This window comes from Phaeacidiphilus oryzae TH49 (assembly GCF_000744815.1).
In the GTDB taxonomy this organism is placed as follows: Bacteria; Actinomycetota; Actinomycetes; order Streptomycetales; family Streptomycetaceae; genus Phaeacidiphilus; species Phaeacidiphilus oryzae.
The window spans coordinates 4999284-5016273 of record NZ_JQMQ01000005.1; the positions used below are offsets into that span (position 1 = coordinate 4999284).

The 16990-nt window shown below is 71.8% G+C and carries 13 protein-coding genes and 2 pseudogenes; 12 read left to right on the forward strand and 3 right to left on the reverse strand.

The genetic code is table 11. The features are described from left to right. Positions 1 to 3: 3 nt before the first annotated feature. From BS73_RS25825 to BS73_RS25880, 11 genes and pseudogenes are all read left to right on the forward strand, one after another. Positions 4 to 360, forward strand: a pseudogene (locus BS73_RS25825) (DUF4233 domain-containing protein); the annotation flags it as partial. A 215-nt stretch (positions 361 to 575) separates the two neighbouring features. Further along, positions 576 to 1007 (forward strand): nucleoside-diphosphate kinase, encoded by a 432-nt coding sequence (gene ndk, locus BS73_RS25830; protein ID WP_037576387.1) that lies wholly within the window; start codon positions 576 to 578, stop codon positions 1005 to 1007. Between the two features lie 307 nt (positions 1008 to 1314). Beyond that, entirely contained in the window at positions 1315 to 2340 is a 1026-nt protein-coding gene (locus BS73_RS25835; protein ID WP_037581134.1) for a rod shape-determining protein, read from the forward strand. 116 nt (positions 2341 to 2456) lie between these two features. Then, positions 2457 to 3287, forward strand: a pseudogene (mreC, locus tag BS73_RS36565) (rod shape-determining protein MreC); the annotation flags it as partial. Positions 3288 to 3498: 211 nt separating this feature from the next. Continuing rightward, positions 3499 to 4251 (forward strand): rod shape-determining protein MreD, encoded by a 753-nt coding sequence (mreD, locus tag BS73_RS25850; protein ID WP_051940602.1) that lies wholly within the window; start codon positions 3499 to 3501, stop codon positions 4249 to 4251. A gap of 47 nt (positions 4252 to 4298) precedes the next feature. After that, a complete protein-coding gene (mrdA, locus tag BS73_RS25855; protein ID WP_037576394.1) occupies positions 4299 to 6551 on the forward strand; it encodes a penicillin-binding protein 2 in 2253 nt (750 codons plus the stop codon). Between the two features lie 101 nt (positions 6552 to 6652). Then, positions 6653 to 7861, forward strand: a complete 1209-nt coding sequence (rodA, locus tag BS73_RS25860) for a rod shape-determining protein RodA (protein WP_037576397.1) — start codon at positions 6653 to 6655, stop codon at positions 7859 to 7861. Positions 7862 to 7968: 107 nt separating this feature from the next. Next, positions 7969 to 9861, forward strand: a complete 1893-nt coding sequence (locus BS73_RS25865; protein ID WP_084704365.1) for a CYTH and CHAD domain-containing protein — start codon at positions 7969 to 7971, stop codon at positions 9859 to 9861. A gap of 36 nt (positions 9862 to 9897) precedes the next feature. Beyond that, entirely contained in the window at positions 9898 to 11847 is a 1950-nt protein-coding gene (locus BS73_RS25870) for a TIGR03960 family B12-binding radical SAM protein (RefSeq protein WP_037576400.1), read from the forward strand. Positions 11848 to 12116: 269 nt separating this feature from the next. After that, positions 12117 to 12746 carry a hypothetical protein gene (locus BS73_RS25875; RefSeq protein WP_051940605.1) on the forward strand — a complete coding sequence of 210 codons (630 nt, stop codon included), beginning with the start codon at positions 12117 to 12119 and terminating at the stop codon, positions 12744 to 12746. 107 nt (positions 12747 to 12853) lie between these two features. Next, complete coding sequence (locus BS73_RS25880; protein ID WP_037576403.1) at positions 12854 to 13039, forward strand: hypothetical protein; 186 nt, start codon at positions 12854 to 12856, stop codon at positions 13037 to 13039. Between the two features lie 75 nt (positions 13040 to 13114). Here BS73_RS25880 and BS73_RS25885 read toward each other — a convergent pair whose 3' ends face one another. Continuing rightward, positions 13115 to 13588 (reverse strand): diadenosine tetraphosphate hydrolase, encoded by a 474-nt coding sequence (locus tag BS73_RS25885; protein WP_037576405.1) that lies wholly within the window; start codon positions 13586 to 13588, stop codon positions 13115 to 13117. Positions 13589 to 13696: 108 nt separating this feature from the next. After that, entirely contained in the window at positions 13697 to 14878 is a 1182-nt protein-coding gene (locus BS73_RS25890) for a metallophosphoesterase family protein (RefSeq protein WP_037576408.1), read from the reverse strand. Positions 14879 to 15196: 318 nt separating this feature from the next. On the opposite strand from BS73_RS25890, the gene BS73_RS38895 reads away from it, so the two are divergent. Beyond that, positions 15197 to 16558: a glycoside hydrolase family protein gene (locus BS73_RS38895; RefSeq protein WP_037576411.1), complete on the forward strand. Its 1362-nt coding sequence runs from the start codon at positions 15197 to 15199 to the stop codon at positions 16556 to 16558. On the opposite strand, the gene BS73_RS38900 is transcribed toward BS73_RS38895, so the two are convergent. Then, the gene (locus BS73_RS38900; protein ID WP_051940607.1) at positions 16542 to 16928 is read right to left on the reverse strand and encodes a hypothetical protein; all 387 of its coding nucleotides are present in this window, start codon (positions 16926 to 16928) and stop codon (positions 16542 to 16544) included. The two genes, BS73_RS38895 and BS73_RS38900, sit on opposite strands and share 17 nt — an antisense overlap. Between the last annotated feature and the right edge of the window lie 62 nt (positions 16929 to 16990).

Sequence of the window (16990 nt, forward strand, 5' to 3'; positions counted from 1 at the left end):
GCCGTGCGAACTCTCTGCTCCTCCACCCTGATCAGCGAGGCGCTGGTGATCGGCTTCGCCGCGCTGGTCGCCATGCGGCTGTCGGACGTCTCCACGGGCACCCTGTGGACGGTCTCCGGGATAGCGATGGGCCTGTGCGTCCTCCTCTGCGGGGTGCTCTCCCGGCCGGGCGCGGTCGCCATCGGCTGGGTGCTCCAGCTGGCGCTGATCGCCTCCGGCGCGGTGGTCGGCATGATGTATCCGCTGGGCGTGGTCTTCGCCCTGCTGTGGTGGGCCTCGGTCTACTACGGCCGCAAGGCCGACCGGGTCAAGGCGGCCCGGATGGCGGCCTACGAGAAGTACCAGGCGGAACACCCGGACCAGCCGGACCGACCGGAACAGCCGGACCAGCCGGACCAGCCGGACCAGCCGGAGCGGCTCGCCCCGGCGAGCCGGCCCCAGGCCGAGGGCTGACCCACCTCCGCTGCCGGCCGGCCCGGCAGGGTGTCCCCTCGCCCGGGCGCTCTGAGCTGGGGGCGATAGGCTCACCGATCATCGCTGTCAGATGTCGGATCGCACCCCCCGGGAGCCCGCACGTGTCCTCGCAGAACTCCTCCGCCCAGCGCACCCTGGTGCTGCTCAAGCCGGACGCGGTGCGTCGCGGGCTGATCGGCGAGATCATCGCCAGGATCGAGCGGAAGGCCGGCTGGCGGATCACCTCGCTCGAACTGCGCACCCTGGACCGCTCGGTGCTGGAGCGGCACTACGCCGAGCACGTCGGCAAGTCCTTCTACGAGCCCCTGGTCGAGTTCATGTCCTCCGGCCCGACCGCGGCCATGATCGTCGAGGGCGAGGAGGTCATCGCCGGGATCCGCGCGCTGGCCGGCAAGACCAACCCGCTGGAGGCCGGCCCCGGCACGATCCGCGGCGACTTCGCGACCATCACCCGGGAGAACCTGATCCACGCCTCGGACTCGGTGGACTCCGCCGAACGGGAGATCAAGGTCTTCTTCCCGGGCCGCGCCTGACGCTCCGTCGGGCGACTTCCGAGCTGGTGGCGGTTTTGTGGCCGGGAACCCGGGTACCGACACGAGCGTCCAAATGTGTGGAGATCTCACCGCGTCCGCCGACAATGGCAGGGAGTGCGCGGGTGATCCACCAACCGGCGCGGCTACCATGGAGGCGGTCCACACCGCTCCCCGCCGACCTCCGGTCGGGCTGTCCGGCATGGCTTTGTGACGGCCCGTCAGGCGGTTCGGACCCACCTCCTCCGCGTACCGCCGCGTCCCCCCATACTCGAGCTCGGGAAGGCCCCCTCATCCCATGGCGAACAACATGTCGTTCATCGGTCGTGACATGGCTGTCGACCTCGGCACCGCCAACACGCTGGTGTACGTCAGGGGTCGCGGGATCGTGCTGAACGAGCCGTCGGTGGTGGCGGTGAACACCACCACCGGCGGAATCCTCGCCGTGGGCGCCGAGGCGAAGAAGATGATCGGCCGCACCCCCGGCAACATCATCGCGATCCGGCCCCTGAAGGACGGCGTCATCGCCGACTTCGAGATCACCGAGCGGATGCTCAGGTACTTCATCCTGAAGATCCACAAGCGCCGCTACCTGGCCCGCCCGCGGGTCGTGGTCTGCGTCCCGTCCGGGATCACCGGAGTCGAGCGCCGCGCCGTCATCGAGGCGTCCTCCCAGGCGGGGGCGCGCCAGGTGCACATCATCGAGGAGCCGATGGCGGCCGCGATCGGCTCCGCCCTCCCGGTCCACGAGGCCACCGGCAACATGGTGGTGGACATCGGCGGCGGCACCACCGAGGTCGCGGTGATCTCGCTGGGCGGCATCGTCACCGCGCAGTCCATCCGGGTCGCCGGCGACGAGCTGGACAACGCGATCATCCAGCACATCAAGAAGGAGTACTCGCTGCTGCTCGGCGAGCGGACGGCCGAGACGATCAAGATGACCATCGGCTCCGCGGCCGCCCTCGACGGCGAGCAGGAGCAGCACAGCGAGATCCGCGGCCGGGACCTGGTCAGCGGCCTTCCCAAGACCGTGGTGATCTCCGCGGCCGAGGTCCGGGAGGCCATCGAGGAGCCGGTCGCCAGCATCATCGACGCCGTCAAGACCACCCTCGACCAGTGCCCGCCGGAACTGGCGGGTGACATCATGGACCGCGGCATCGTTCTCACGGGGGGCGGGGCTCTGCTCAGCGGTCTCGACGAGCGGCTCCGGCGCGAGACCGGCATGCCGGTGCACATCGCGGAGGACCCGCTGGACTCGGTCGCCCTCGGTGCCGGCAAGTGCGTCGAGGAGTTCGAGGCGCTCCAGCAGGTGCTGGACGCCCAGCCCCGTCGCTGACGCGAGGTCAGAAGACGGGCGGCAGCAAGGAACCGCAGCACTTCCGCACCACGAGAAGGGCCCAGCCGAGCGCCGTGAGGGACACACGAGAGAGCAGGCTTCTGCTCGTCCTGCTGGTGGCCATCGCCTTCGCGTTGATCACCGTGGACATCAGGGGCGGTGACACGTCCCCGCTCAACGGTGCCCGGGACGCCGCCGCCGGCGTCCTCGGCCCGGCGGAGAGAGCCGTGGCCGGGGCGGTCGACCCGGTCGGCAACACGATCCGGGCGATCCGGGACTCGGGCGACCACAACGCCCGGCTGCAGGCCCTGGAGCGGCAGAACGCCGACCTCAAGCAGCGGCTGGCCTCCTCCGACCTGGCCCGGACCAGGAACTCGGAGGTGCAGCAGCTCCTCGGGGTGGCCGGCGCGGGCCAGTACACGATCAAGGCCGCGCAGGTGGTGGCGATCGGCGCGGCCCAGGGCTTCTCCTGGACGGTCACCCTCGACGTCGGCAGCGAGGACGGCATCCAGCGGGACGAGACGGTGATCAGCGGGCAGGGGCTGGTCGGCCGGGTGACCACGGTCGGCCCCAGCACCTCCACGGTGCTGCTGGCCTCCGACCCGGAGTTCACCGTCGGCACCCGGCTGGAGGGCAGCAACGAGATCGGCTTCGCCACCGGCCAGGGCGACGGCCCGATGAAGGTCGAACTCCTCAACGGCAACGCCAAGGTGAAGGTCGGTCAGCGACTGGTCACCTTCGGTTCGCAGGGCGACAAGCCGTTCGTGCCGGGCGTACCGGTCGGCACGGTGGAGAAGGTGAACGACACGCCCGGCTCGCTCACCCGCACCGTCCTGGTGAAGCCCTTCGTCGACTTCACCGCCCTGGACCTGGTCGGCGTGGTGATCCAGCCGCCGCGCACCGACCCCCGGGACGCGGTGCTCCCGGCCAAGCCCGCCAAGCCGGCCCCGGCCGCCCCCGCGCCACGCCCAGCGGCTCGCCGGGCGCGACCCCGGGCGCGACCCCGAGCGGCGGCGCCACCCCCAGCTCCTCCGGCACCGGCACCACCACCGCCGGCGCGGTCGGCGGCGCGACCCCCACCGCCTCCCCGACGCACTAGCCGACGCCGCAGCCCGCCCACGCCCCCGGCCCCGCGCCCGAAGAGAGGAAGTCAGGCTCATGCGGATCAACCGCATCCTGCTCGCCGCCGTCCTGGTCGTGGTGGCCCTGGTCATCCAGGTGAGCGTGCTGGCCAGACTCCAGCTCCCCGGCGCCGTGCCGGACCTGATGCTGCTGGTGGTGCTGGCCCTCGCGCTGGTCTGGGGCCCCACCGGGGGCTGCGTCACCGGCTTCTGCGCCGGCCTCCTCGCCGACCTCGCGCCGCCCTCCGACCACGCCGTCGGCCGCTACGCCCTGGTGCTGTGCCTCCTCGGCTACGCCGCCGGGCTGCTCAAGCCGCCCGGCGGGCAGATCCGCTCGGTCCTCACCCCGCTCGCCCTGGTCGCGGTCGCCGCCTTCACCGCCACCCTCCTCTACGCCGGCGTCGGCGCCCTGGTCGGCGACACCGCCGCCCGGCACGTCGGCCTCGGCGGGCTGATCGGCACGGCCGTCCTCTACGACGTGATCCTCGCCCCGTTCGTGGTGCCCGGGGTGATGGCGCTGGCCCGCAGGGTGGAGACGGACCCGGTGGCCCAGGCCGCCGACTCCGGGGCCGGCGGCCCCTCCGGCCGCTCCGGCGGCCTGGCCGGGCGGCTGTTCGGCGCGGCCTCCTTCCGCCGCCGCGAGCGGGCGATGTTCGGCGGCGAGGGCACCCGCACCGGCGGGATCGCGGGCCTCGGCACGGTGCCCGGCTTCGGCAAGGGCCGCTCCGGCGCCTCCGGCAAGCGCGCCGGCACCAGCAGCAGCATGGTTCGACCCGGCAAGCGTCTCTGACCGCCGGCCGCGCAGACCGTCCATTCCTCGGGAGGCAGTGAGAACCCGTGAGCAACATCCCGGAGACCGGCCGCACCAAGCGGGTGACCCTCCGTCTGGTCGTCCTTCAGGTGGTCGTGCTGTCCCTCCTCGCCACCCTCGGCGGACGGCTCTGGTACCTGCAGATCCGCAACGGGGCCCAGTACCAGCAGCAGGCGGCGTCCAACCAGATCCGCCAGGTGACCGTGCCCGCCGTGCGCGGACAGATCCTGGACGCCAACGGCGTGGCGCTGGCCGACAACCAGACCAAGCTGGTGGTCTCGGTCAGCCGCACCTCGCTGCTCACCGCCAAGGACGGCGGCAAGGCGGTCCTGGACCGGCTCGCCCAGGTGCTCGGCATGAAGGCGCAGGACGTGGAGAACAAGGTCCGGCTCTGCGACGCCAACACCCCGCAGCCCTGCTGGAACGGTTCCCCGTACGAGCCGATCCCGGTCACCGACAAGGCGACCACCCAGCAGGCCATGCAGATCATGGAGCGCAGGGAGGACTTCCCCGGCGTCACCGCCGAGCCGACCGCGGTCCGCGCCTATCCCGGCCCGTCCGGCGCCAACGCGGCCCAGATCCTCGGCTACCTCTCCCCGGTGACCCAGGACCAGGTCCAGGCGACCGCGAACAAGACCGGCAAGGCCAAGCTGGCCGCGACCGACTCGATCGGCCAGGCCGGCCTGGAGTCCGTCTACGACTCCGACCTGCGCGGCACCACCGGGACCAACAACCTCGAGGTGGACAACCTCGGCCGGGTCATCGGCGACGCCGGCGGCACCGCCGCCCAGCCCGGGAGCGACCTCGTCACCTCGATAGACGCCCGGGTCCAGGCGGTCACCGAGAAGCAGCTCAACCAGGCGATGCAGACCCTCCGGAAGACCTACGACCCCGTCACCCACGAGAACTTCAAGGCCGACTCCGGGACCGCGGTGGTGATGGACGTCCACACCGGCCGGATCGTCGCCATGGCCAGCGAGCCCACCTACGACCCCAACATCTGGACCGGCGGCATCTCCGCCAAGGACTACGCCAAGCTGACCAGCTCCTCCTCCGACTACCCGCTGCTGAACCGGGCCATCCAGGCGCAGGCGGCGCCCGGCTCGACCTTCAAGGTCATCTCGACCACGGGCGCGATGGAGGCCGGCTACACGGAGAGCGACACCTTTCCGTGCACCTCGTCGATGAACATCGGCGGGCAGGTCTTCAAGAACTTCGAGGGCGAGAACTTCGGCCAGATCACCCTCTCCAAGGCCCTCGAGGTCTCCTGCGACACGGTCTTCTACAACATCGCCTACCAGCAGTGGAAGAAGGACGGCGGCCTGTACGGCAAGAACGCCAAGGACTGGCTCTTCAAGGCCGCCCACCAGTTCGGCCTGGGTCAGCCCACCGGCATCGACCTGCCGTCCGAGGTCAAGGGCCGGGTGCCGGACCGCAAGTGGCACCAGGACTACTGGGACGCGATGAAGGACACCTGGTGCAAGCAGGCGTCCGCGAAGAACAACGACTACCTCACCCAGATCGCCCGCCAGGACTGCTCCGACTTCAAGTACGTCCGGGCCGGTGACGAGGTCAACTATGCGATCGGCCAGGGCGACACCCTGGTGACGCCGATCCAGATGGCCCGGATCTACTCCGCCCTCGCCAACGGCGGCACCCTCTACCAGCCGTCCCTGGCCAAGGCCGTGGTCTCGCCCACCGGCAAGGTGGTCAAGAACATCGCCCCGGTCGCCCAGGGCAGGCTGCCGGACAGCAGGCAGCAGCTGCAGTACATCGACAACGCCCTGGCGGGCGTGGTCACCAGCGGCACCGCGGCCTGGAAGTTCGGCGGCTGGCCGCAGAACAAGATCCCGCTGCACGCCAAGACGGGTACCGCGGAGGTCTACGGCAAGCAGACCACGTCCTGGTTCGACACCTACACCAAGGACTACGCCGTCGTCATGATGATCAGTCAGGGCGGCACCGGCTCCGGCGGCTCGGGCCCGGCCGTCCGCAACATCTACAACGCCCTCTACGGCGTCCAGTCCGACGGCTCGATCGACCCCAAGAAGGCCCTGCTGCCGACCCCGCAGAAGCAGCTGCCGACCTTCCACCCGGACGGCTCGGTGACCGCCGCCCAGCAGGCCGCCTTCAACCGGTCGGTCAGCGCCCACGCCCAGTACCTCAACACGACGGCCCCGGCCGGCGCGCCCGGCACCGTCCCGGCCGCCGTCTGGGCGCTGCCGCCGGACCGCCGCGGCGCCGGCTCCGTACCGACCGGCAGCGCGGCCGTGTACTGACCCGGCCGCGTCCCCGCGGGGCGCCCGCGTCCGGCACCTCCGAGCGGCGCCCTCCGGCCCGGCACCTCCGACCAGCACCTCCGACCAGAAAGCCAACTGCCATGACCGGCACCGGACTGACGACCAGTTACCGGGACCCGCGGTTCGCGCCGCAGCGCGGAGCGGTCGGCCGGCTGCTCGCCCGCGGCTCGGTGCTCTACCGGCTGGACTGGGTGCTCTTCGCCGCCTGCACCGCGCTCTCCCTGATCGGCTCGGTGCTGGTCTGGTCGGCCACCCGCGACCGCACCGCGATCAACCACGGCGACAGCAGCTACTTCCTGGTCCGCCACGTCATCAACATGGTGATCGGGATGGGCCTGTGCGCGGTGATCATCGGCGTCGGGGCGCGCCGGCTGCGCACGGCCGTCCCGTTCATCTACGCCTTCGCCGTGCTCGGCGTCCTCGCCGTCCTCAGCCCGCTCGGCTCGACCGTCAACGGCGCCCACTCGTGGATCGTCCTCGGCGGCGGCTTCTCCATCCAGCCCTCCGAGTTCGTCAAGATCGCGATCACCCTGGGGATGGCGACCCTCCTCTCCGCCCGGGTGGACGCGGGGGAGCGGCAGTTCCCCGACGACCGCGCCGTCCTCCACTCGCTGATCCTCGCCGCCATCCCGATGGGCGTCATCCTGCTGATGCCCGACCTCGGCTCGACCATGGTGATGGTGGTCCTGGTGCTCGGCGTCCTCGGCGTCTCCGGCGCCCCCAAGAAGTGGCTGGCCGGACTGGTCGCGGTGGGGGCGATCGGCGCCTTCGCCGTCGTCCAGCTGCACATCCTGAAGCAGTACCAGATCGCCCGCTTCGCGGCCTTCGCCAACCCGAGCCTCGACCCCTCCGGCGTCGGCTACAACACCGCCCAGGCGCGGATCGCCATCGGCTCCGGCGGGCTGCTCGGCAAGGGCCTCTTCCACGGCTCGCAGACCACCGGCCAGTTCGTCCCCGAGCAGCAGACCGACTTCGTCTTCACGGTGGCGGGGGAGGAGCTGGGCTTCGTCGGCGCCGGCGTGATCATCCTGATCCTGGGCGTGGTCCTGTGGCGGGCCTGCCGCATCGCCCGGCAGGCCGGCGACCTCTACGGCACCCTGGTCGCGGCCGGCGTCGCCTCCTGGTTCGCCTTCCAGGGCTTCGAGAACATCGGCATGACCCTCGGCATCATGCCGGTGGCCGGCATCCCCCTGCCCTTCGTCAGCTACGGCGGCTCCTCGATGTTCGCGGTCTGGGTGGGCGTGGGCCTCCTCCAGTCGGTCCGCGTCCTCCGCCCGGTCTCGGCGTAGCCGTCCGGGGCCGAAAACAGGAGCCCACCCTCCCAGTCGAGCCCTCTCCAGAAAACCTCCGCCACAACCACTGTCGCCGCCGCGGCGACTGAGGCACGCTCGACACCATGGCGACGATCGCATCCGGCACCGACCCCGCCGCACGCGAACCCGAGCACCCCCCGCGCGCCCCCGCGCCCCCGGCTGCGGCTGCGGAGATCGAGCGCAAGTACGAACCCCGCCGCCACCCCCATCACCCCGCGGCGACCCCGCCACCAGCCCCCAAGCGCCGGAAGCACGGCAAGCACCTGAAGCCCGCCGATCCCTCCGCGCCCCACGAACCGTCCCCGCCGCCCCAGCCGCCCCAGCAGTCCCCGCCGCCCCAGCCCGCGCAGCCGGCTCACCCCCCGCAGCTCCCCCAACTGCCCGAGCTCGGCACGGTCCCCGGCGTGAGCACCGTCCGCGAAGAGCCCCACCGCTCCCTGGACGCCCTCTACTACGACACCCCGGACCTCCGGCTCGCCGCCGCCGGCATCACCCTCCGCCACCGCGTCGGCGACGGCCCCGACCAGGACGGCTGGCATCTCAAGCTCCCGCTCGGCACCGACACCCGCGAGGAGCTCCGGGTCCCCGCCGCCCGCAACGGCGTCCTCCCCGCCGCCCTCGCCGACCCCACCGACCGGGACCACGCCAACCCCATCGTCCCCCGCGCCCTCGCCTCCCTGGTCCGCGCCCACACCCGCAACCACGCGCTGATCCCCGCCGTCCGGATCCGCACCCAGCGCACCCCGCGCACCCTTCGCGCCGCCGACGGCACCGTCCTCGCCGAGATCACCGTCGACCAGGTCACCGCCGACGTCTCCGCCGATCCGCGCGGCACCCCCGAGGCGGCGGCGCTGCCCCTCAGATGGTCCGAGGTGGAGGTGGAGCTGGGCCCCGGCGGGGACACCGCCCTCCTCGACGCCGTCGAGGAGCGGCTCACCCAGGAGGGCGAACTCCGCCGCAGCAGCTCCCCGTCCAAGCTCGCCCGCGCCCTCCGGGGCCGCCTCACCACCTCCTCGGTCCGCCCCCGCACCACCCCCCGCAAGCCCGCCGCCGCCTCCGACGGCCGCCGCGCCCAGGCCCCCGCGGGCGCCCCGACCACCGCCGACGTCCTCCTCGCCTACCTCGCCGAGCAGGCCCACGCCCTGGTCGAACTCGACCCCGCCGTCCGCCGCCGCATCCCGGACTCCGTCCACCGGATGCGGGTCGCCGCCCGCCGGCTCCGCAGCACCCTCCGCGCCTACAGCAGCGTCCTCGACCCGTCCGCCACCGCCCTCCTGGTCGACGAACTACGGCTGCTGGGAGTGGAGTTGGGCGCCGACCGGGACCAGGAGGTGCTCGCCGACCGGCTGCGCGCCGCCGCCGCCGAGCTCCCCCGCCCGCTGCTGTTCGGCCCGCTCCGCAGCCGGATCCGGATCTGGGACGCCGCCCGCCGCTCCGGCACCCGCCGCCGAGCCGTCGCCGCCCTGGACCACCCCCGCCACCTCGCCCTGCTGGACCGCCTGGACGCCCTCCTCGCCGAGCCCCCGCTGCTCGAACCGGCCGCCCACCGGCCCGCGCCGAAGCGCCTCCACAAGGTGCTCGCCGCCGAGTACCGCCGGGTCGGCAAGCGCGTCGAACACGCCCTCGACCTGCCGTCCGGCGACCCGGAACGAGACACCGCCCTCCACGACGCCCGCAAGGCGGCCAAACGCGCCCGCTACGCCGCCGAGGCCGCCGTCCCCGCCCTCGGACGCCCGGCCAAGCGGTACCGCAACGCCATGCGCGACCTCCAGGAGCTGCTGGGCGAGCACCACGACTCCGGCGTCGCCCGCGAGGCCCTCCGGGAACTCGCGCTCCAGGCGCACCGGTCCGGCGAGAACGCGTTCACCTACGGCGTACTCCACCAGCGGGAGGCGGAACGGGCGGCCGCGGCCGAGCAGGCGCTGCCCGCCCTCTGGGACCGTGTCCGGGAGGCGGTCGCCGAGGCAGTATCCTGAGTGGTCACCCCGGTACCGAAACGAAAGTCCACCCTCATGCCTGTCGAATCGGTCTTCCCGCGCCTGGAGGCCCTCCTCCCGCACGTCCAGAAGCCGATCCAGTACGTCGGCGGCGAGCTCAACTCGACCGTCAAGGACTGGGACTCCTGCGATGTGCGGTGGGCCCTGATGTATCCGGACGCGTACGAGGTCGGCCTGCCCAACCAGGGCGTCATGATCCTCTACGAGGTGCTCAACGAGCGCGAGGGCGTGCTCGCCGAGCGCACCTACAGCGTCTGGCCGGACCTCGAAGCGCTGATGCGCGAGCACGGCGTCCCGCAGTTCACGGTGGACGCCCACCGCCCGGTGAAGGAGTTCGACCTCTTCGGCGTCTCCTTCTCCACCGAGCTCGGCTACACCAACCTGCTGACCGCGCTGGACCTCGCCGGCATCCCGCTGAACGCCGCCGACCGCACCGAGGACGACCCGGTCGTCATCGCCGGCGGACACGCGGCCTTCAACCCGGAGCCGATCGCCGACTTCATCGACGCGGCGGTCGTCGGCGACGGTGAGCAGGCGGTCCTCGACATCACCGACATCACCCGGACCTGGAAGCTGGAGGGCCGCCCCGGCGGCCGGGACGAACTCCTCCTCCGGCTGGCCAGGACCGGCTCGGTCTACATCCCCCGCTTCTACGACGTCGAGTACCTGGCGGACGGCCGGATCTCCCGCGTCGTCCCCAACCGCCCCGGCGTCCCGTGGCGGGTCTCCAAGCACACCGTGATGGACCTCGACGAGTGGCCGTACCCGAAGCAGCCCCTCGTCCCCCTGGCCGAGACCGTCCACGAGCGGATGTCCGTGGAGATCTTCCGCGGCTGCACCCGCGGCTGCCGCTTCTGCCAGGCCGGCATGATCACCCGCCCGGTCCGTGAGCGCTCCATCACCGGTATCGGCGAGATGGTGGAGAAGGGCCTCAAGGCCACCGGCTTCGAGGAGGTCGGCCTCCTCTCCCTCTCCTCCGCCGACCACTCCGAGATCGGCGACATCGCCAAGGGCCTCGCCGACCGCTACACCGAGGACAAGGTCGGCCTCTCCCTCCCCTCGACCCGCGTCGACGCCTTCAACATCGACCTGGCCAACGAGCTGACCAGGAACGGCCGCCGCTCCGGTCTCACCTTCGCCCCCGAGGGCGGCTCCGAGCGGATCCGCAAGGTCATCAACAAGATGGTCTCCGAAGAGGACCTGATCCGGACCGTCGCCACCGCCTACGGCAACGGCTGGCGCCAGGTCAAGCTGTACTTCATGGCCGGCCTCCCCACCGAGACCGACGAGGACGTCCTCGAGATCGCCTCCATGGCCAAGAAGGTCATCGCCAAGGGCCGCGAGGTCTCCGGGCACAACGACATCCGCTGCACGGTCTCGATCGGCGGCTTCGTCCCCAAGCCCCACACCCCCTTCCAGTGGGCCCCGCAGCTCTCCGCCGAGGAGACCGACGCCCGCCTGATCAAGCTCCGCGACGAGATCCGGGCCGACAAGAAGTACGGCCGCAACATCGGCTACCGCTACCACGACGGCAAGCCGGGCATCGTCGAGGGCCTCCTCTCCCGCGGCGACCGCCGCGTCGGCGCGGTCATCCGCGCCGTCTACGAGGACGGCGGCCGCTTCGACGGCTGGCGCGAGTACTTCTCCTACGACCGCTGGATGTCCTGCGCCGACCAGGCCTTCGCCGGCACCGGCGTCGACGTGGACTGGTACACCACCCGCGAGCGCTCCTACGAGGAGGTCCTCCCCTGGGACCACCTCGACTCCGGCCTCGACAAGGACTGGCTCTGGGAGGACTGGCAGGACTCCCTCGAAGAGGTAGAGGTCGAGGACTGCCGCTGGACCCCGTGCTTCGATTGCGGCGTCTGTCCTGCAATGGACACGACAATCCAAATCGGCCCCACCGGCAAGAAGCTGCTCCCCCTCGCGGTCGTGAACAGCGGCCCGAGCAGCGCCGATAGCTGACGTCGCAACTGCCCCAGGACGCGCTCGCCGAGGCGACCGAAGCCGAGGCGAGCGCGCTTCTGGCTGCGCTGGGCGCGGGAAAGCCCGCCGAGCCACGCCGGCCTGGGCGGCCCGCTCGGCCTTTGCCGCAGTCCGGCGAGCGCCCACACATCCGCAGCCGGATCGAGTGGGTCTGAAGTTCGCTCGCGGCTGGCGGAAGCGTGGCCTCGGCGGTTGCGGTGACGGAAATCGGCTCGTCGAAGTCGGGGTGTCAGCGCCAGGATGTCCCGGTGAGTACCGCGCCGCGCCTGACCTCCGACAGCTACGAGCGGCTCGTCGCCAGCCTGCGCGGCCGAACCGTCGTCGCGGTCGCCTACTTCGTGCTGATGGCCGGAGACGAAGGCACCGATCCCGACGCGTGGGACTACGGCGCGTGGCACGAACCCACGATGGGCGTCGAGCTGGTCATGGACGACGGCCATACCTATTCGGCCGTGTGGGGCAGCACGTTCGATTACTACGGGGTCGAGCTCCACTCGGCGCCTATGCGCGAGTTCCTCTCTTACATCGACGAGCCGGGTGGGTCGGCACGCGTCGCGGTCGCGGATCACCCCCTCTGGGCCGGGATGGTGTCCGCCCCGATCGAGTCGTGCCGCATCCAGTGGTGCGGCGAGGAGCACGGCGCGCCGACTCCGGTGCCGGCGGCCATCCACCTGCGGAGCGCCACCGGTCAGGTGTGGGTCGCTGCTGGCCGCTCGGCCACTCACGGGCCTGACGGACCGGGGCCGTTCCACTTGGGCACCGACGACGTGCTCGTCATCTTCGACGCGGAGATCGCCGAGCGCGCCGGACTCGGAATCTGTCGCGTCACCCAGCCGTCGGCGTCGACCTCCAAGGAGAACCGGAGCGGGAGGCGGTGACGGCGGGAGGTCCGGGCCCGGTTGGCACTCGGGCTGGGGGCCTCAGGCCCTGGGAGGCCCCTGTCGGATCGGCGATTCTGGCCGTGGAGTCAGTCGGGGAGGTTGCTATGTGGATCTATGTCGGCATGATTCTGACAGGAGCCTTCATCAAGTTCGGGTTCGACGTCGCCTGGGTGCCCTGGCTGCTGATGGGGCTTGGTGGGTGGGGGCTCGTATACAAGTTCCGGCAGCCCAAACCGCACCATATCCGGGGAGAGAAGAGCAGCTTCATAGAGGAACGCCACGACTTCTAAGCCCTCGTGACTCCCAGCGCTCCCGGGACGTCTCGCCGTCGTGGACGTTCATCCAGCGGTCAGGTGGTCAGCTGGTCAGGTGGTCAGTCGGGTCAGTTCCTCGGTGATCGCCTGGCGCAGGCCGTCGTGGTGGGCGCCGAGGGCGTAGCGCGGGTCGGTCCACCGCTGGGTGGGGTACAGCCAGACGGGCTTGCGTATGAGGGCAGTTGGTTCCCAATCGTAGCGGGGCCACACGTGGGCGTGGAGGAAGGCGTCGGCGTTTCCCAGAATCTCCAGGTTGATCCGGCGGAAGGCCGGGTCCAGCCTGCCGCAGGCGCGTTCGACGGCCGCTCCCAGCTTCTCCATGTCGGCGAGGAAGGCCAGCCGCTTGGGCTTCGGGAGCTCGGAGAGCCGTTGCACCGAGGGGTCATCCACCAGGAGGACCGCGTATCCCGGGAGGAACTGCACGTCACCGATGACCGCGAACCCTGCCGTCAACCTGGCCAGGACAGTGGGATTCGCGCCCCGAAGCGCGCTTCCGATCCGGTCCCTGCGCCAGTCGTCGGCCATGACCGGCGACCCTAGCCTCATGTCCGCGCGATCGGGAAGAGCCCTCCAGCGCAGGGACGGGACGCGCTCGCCGAGGTCGTCAGGGCGCCGGCGAGCGCGTTTTCGGGGTCAGTGGCAGGTGCCGGTGCCGGAGTCGCTGTACTGGAGGGATGTGGAGTCGAAGCCGGGGCCGGGCTGGACCGGCTGGTAGTCCCAGCTGTAGCTGTGCGGCTTGAGGGTGAGCTTCATGCCGCCGAAGGCGCTGGCCTGGGCGGTGACCACGTTGGGGTTGTCGTAGTGGCCCGGGGTGCCGGCCAGGGTGTCGAGGGCCTCGCCGCCGGAGCCGACGATGAACTCCGGGATGCCGTGGGCCGGGTCGTACTGGCCGGCCGGGTTCATCGGGCGCAGCCGCGCGTAGGCGTGCTCGTGGCCGTTGAGGACGAGCGTGGCGTGGTGCTGGTAGAGGAGCTTCCACCAGGCGTCGGTGGCTCCGCCCTCGACGCCGCCCGCACCGGGGGCGGAGGCCGGCACGGTGGCCGTCGAGGCGGTGGTGGCGCTGAAGGCCGGCTGGTGCCAGTAGGCGATGGTGCAGGGGTGCCGGTTGGCGGCCAGGTCCTGGGAGAGCCACTGGGTCTCGCGGGCGAGGAGGCCGCCGTCCGTGGTGGAGCAGTCGTGCTTGAAGGCGTCCGAGTCGCACTCGGCGTTGAGCGAGACGATGTGCCAGTTGCCGAGGTTGTAGGAGTACCAGCCCTGGTCGTCGGCGGTGTCGTCGCCGGCCTGGCCCTGGGCGTTCGGCGTGCCGGCCTGGTCGTGGCCATTGAAGTAGCCGAAGTAGCCGGCGCCGTTCTGGCCGGCCTCGTTGTCGCCCTTCTTCGTGTACGGGTAGTACTCGTGGTTGCCCGGCGCCGGGCGCTCGAGCATCTTCAGGCCGCCCCAGGCCTGTTCGAAGGACTGCTCGAAGTCGGTGAGCTTGCCGACCTGGTACTGCTCGTCGCCCAGCAGCGCCACGGCGTCCGGGTGCATGGCCTGGGCCTGCTTCGCGGTGGCGAACTCGGCGCTCATGCCGCCCAGGGTGGCGCTTCCGCACTTGAGCGAGGCCGGGTTGGCGGCGTTCTCGGCGTCGTCGGGCTCGCATGCGATGTCGCCGACGGCCGCCAAGGTGTACGAGGCCGCGGCCGTGGCCGAGGCCGCGCTGTGCTGGGCGTACGGCCAGTCGTCGTCGCCGTGGTTCGCGGCGGCGACGGCGGTTCCGGTGGCCGCGAGCAGGGCCAGCCCGAGAGCGGCGGAGGAGAGCTTGGTGGCACGTCTCATGTGAGGAGTCCTTAGACGGGGACTTGGCCAACGGAGACTAATTAGTCGCCCTAAACAGTTGCAGCAAACTCGTCCTGTCGGTTCGGTGAACTCTGGGCGCGGTCCTACCCGAGCGCTGCGCTTCTCGCCGCGTCCGGACGGGTTAGCCCCGGCGTGGAAGACCGCGCCTCGCGCGGTGGCCTGCATGAGGATGAGGCGGTGAGCGATTCGTTTCCGCGTGTCCGCGTACGTGGGGGAGAGGGCGAGGAGCAGGGGCAGGGGCAAGGGCAGGGGCGGAGACGGGGCGAGGGCTGCGGCCGTCGCCGGCGGCGGGTCGCCGTGTGGCTGGGAGGGCTCGGGCTGGCGCCGGCGGCCCTCCTCGTCCCCGCTCCCGCGACCGCTACCGCTACCGCTACCGTTCCCGTCTCCGCGACCGCGCCGGTCTCCGCGACCGCGCCGGTCTCCGCCCCCGCCTCCGCCCCTGCCTCCGCCGGGGAGACCGAGGCAGGCGCCTTCTCGCTGCCCGGGCTCGATCTTCACGACGGGATGGTGGCGAAGTTCGGGTCCACCTACTACGCGTACGGCACCGAGTACGGCTGCGGCTACCAGTGGTCGGTGTCCAGCCCCTGGTGCGGATTCGGGGTCTCCACCGCTCCTTCGACGACGGGCCCCTGGTCCCCGGTGCGCACGATCGTGCAGCCCGGACAGAACGATCCGGCGGACAAGCAGTCTCTCGACCAGGTGTGCGGAGAGAACGGCGGTCACGGCTGCTTCAACCCGCGGATGGTCCAGCGCGCCGACGGCGCCTTCATCCTCTGGTTCAACGCCGTCGCCGACCGGGTCTCGGCCACCACCAACGCCTATGTGGTGATGGGCTGCAACGGGCCGGCGGGCGGCTGCGGCGCCGAGGCCGGGCCGCCGTACGGCAGCACCCACAAGCCGGTCCTCCACCAGTGCAACGGCAACAACGGCGACTTCGCGCTCGCCGCCGCCGCCGACGACGCCGACGGCGACGGCGGCACGCTGATCTGCGATCTCGGCGGGGTGCTCTCCGAGGAGCAGCTGGACCCGTCGTGGCTCGACGGCGACGGCAACGGCTCGACCGGACTGGGCGGGCTCACCTCGGTGGAGGCGCCGGGCGTATATCAGGACGCGAACAGCGGCAAGTGGATCCTCACCTACTCCGACCCGAACTGCGGCTACTGCTCAGGAACTCCCACCGGCTACGCCACCGCGGACTCGCCGACCGGGCCGTGGAGCTGGCCGCGCCCGGCCGGCTTCTCGGCGCCGGTCAACGGCCGCCGGGACATCTCCGCGACCTCCTGCGGAGGGCAGCCCCGAACGGTCAGCATCCTGGACGGCCAGGCGTACGAGGGCATCGATCTGTGGACCGGCAGCCGCAACCAGGCGGCCGCCGGGGTGCGGTACGAACCCCTGAACTTCCTCAACCCCAGCGGGGCGCCCGGGAAGGCCTGGCAGCCGTTCACGCCGTTCAGCTGCACGACGCCGTCGGCATCGTCGCCGTCCTCGCCCTCGTCGCCCTCCTCGCCCTCGTCGCCCTCCTCGCCGTCCTCGCCGTCGTCGGCGCCCGCCCGCTGGCCGCTGTCCTGGACCCCGGGTGGAGCGGCCGACCGGGCCGAGGCGGCGGAGCGCGGCCGCGGACGGCGCGCGGCGGAGCCCGCTCTCAGCGCACCACGGTGATGGTCGGCATCGGCAGGTCCCAGTCGCCCACCGCGGTGATCAGGGCCTGGCGGGCCGACTGGCGGATCCGGTCCCAGGCCTCGTCGCCGGCCAGGGCCGCCGTGGTCCAGCGGTCGGCGTCGTCGCCGGCGGTCAGCTCGTCGAGGGTCCGGTCGATGTCGCGGAGGCGCGGCAGGACCTCGGCGTGGAGGTAGCCGCCGGCCACCAGGGCGTCGGCCAGTCGGTAGGCGCGGCCGAAGTGCTGGGCGAGGTCGTCGGTGGTCACGCCGTGGTCGCCGAGCCAGCCGGTCTGCACCGGGGCGTCGGCGGCGAGAACGGTGAGCGATTCGATCAGCAGACGCTGGCGGAAGGAGGGTCCGGGACGCTTCACGCCCTCATCGTCGCCATGCCCGGCCCGCGACGCCAGCGCGGTGGCCGCATGGCAGACTCTCC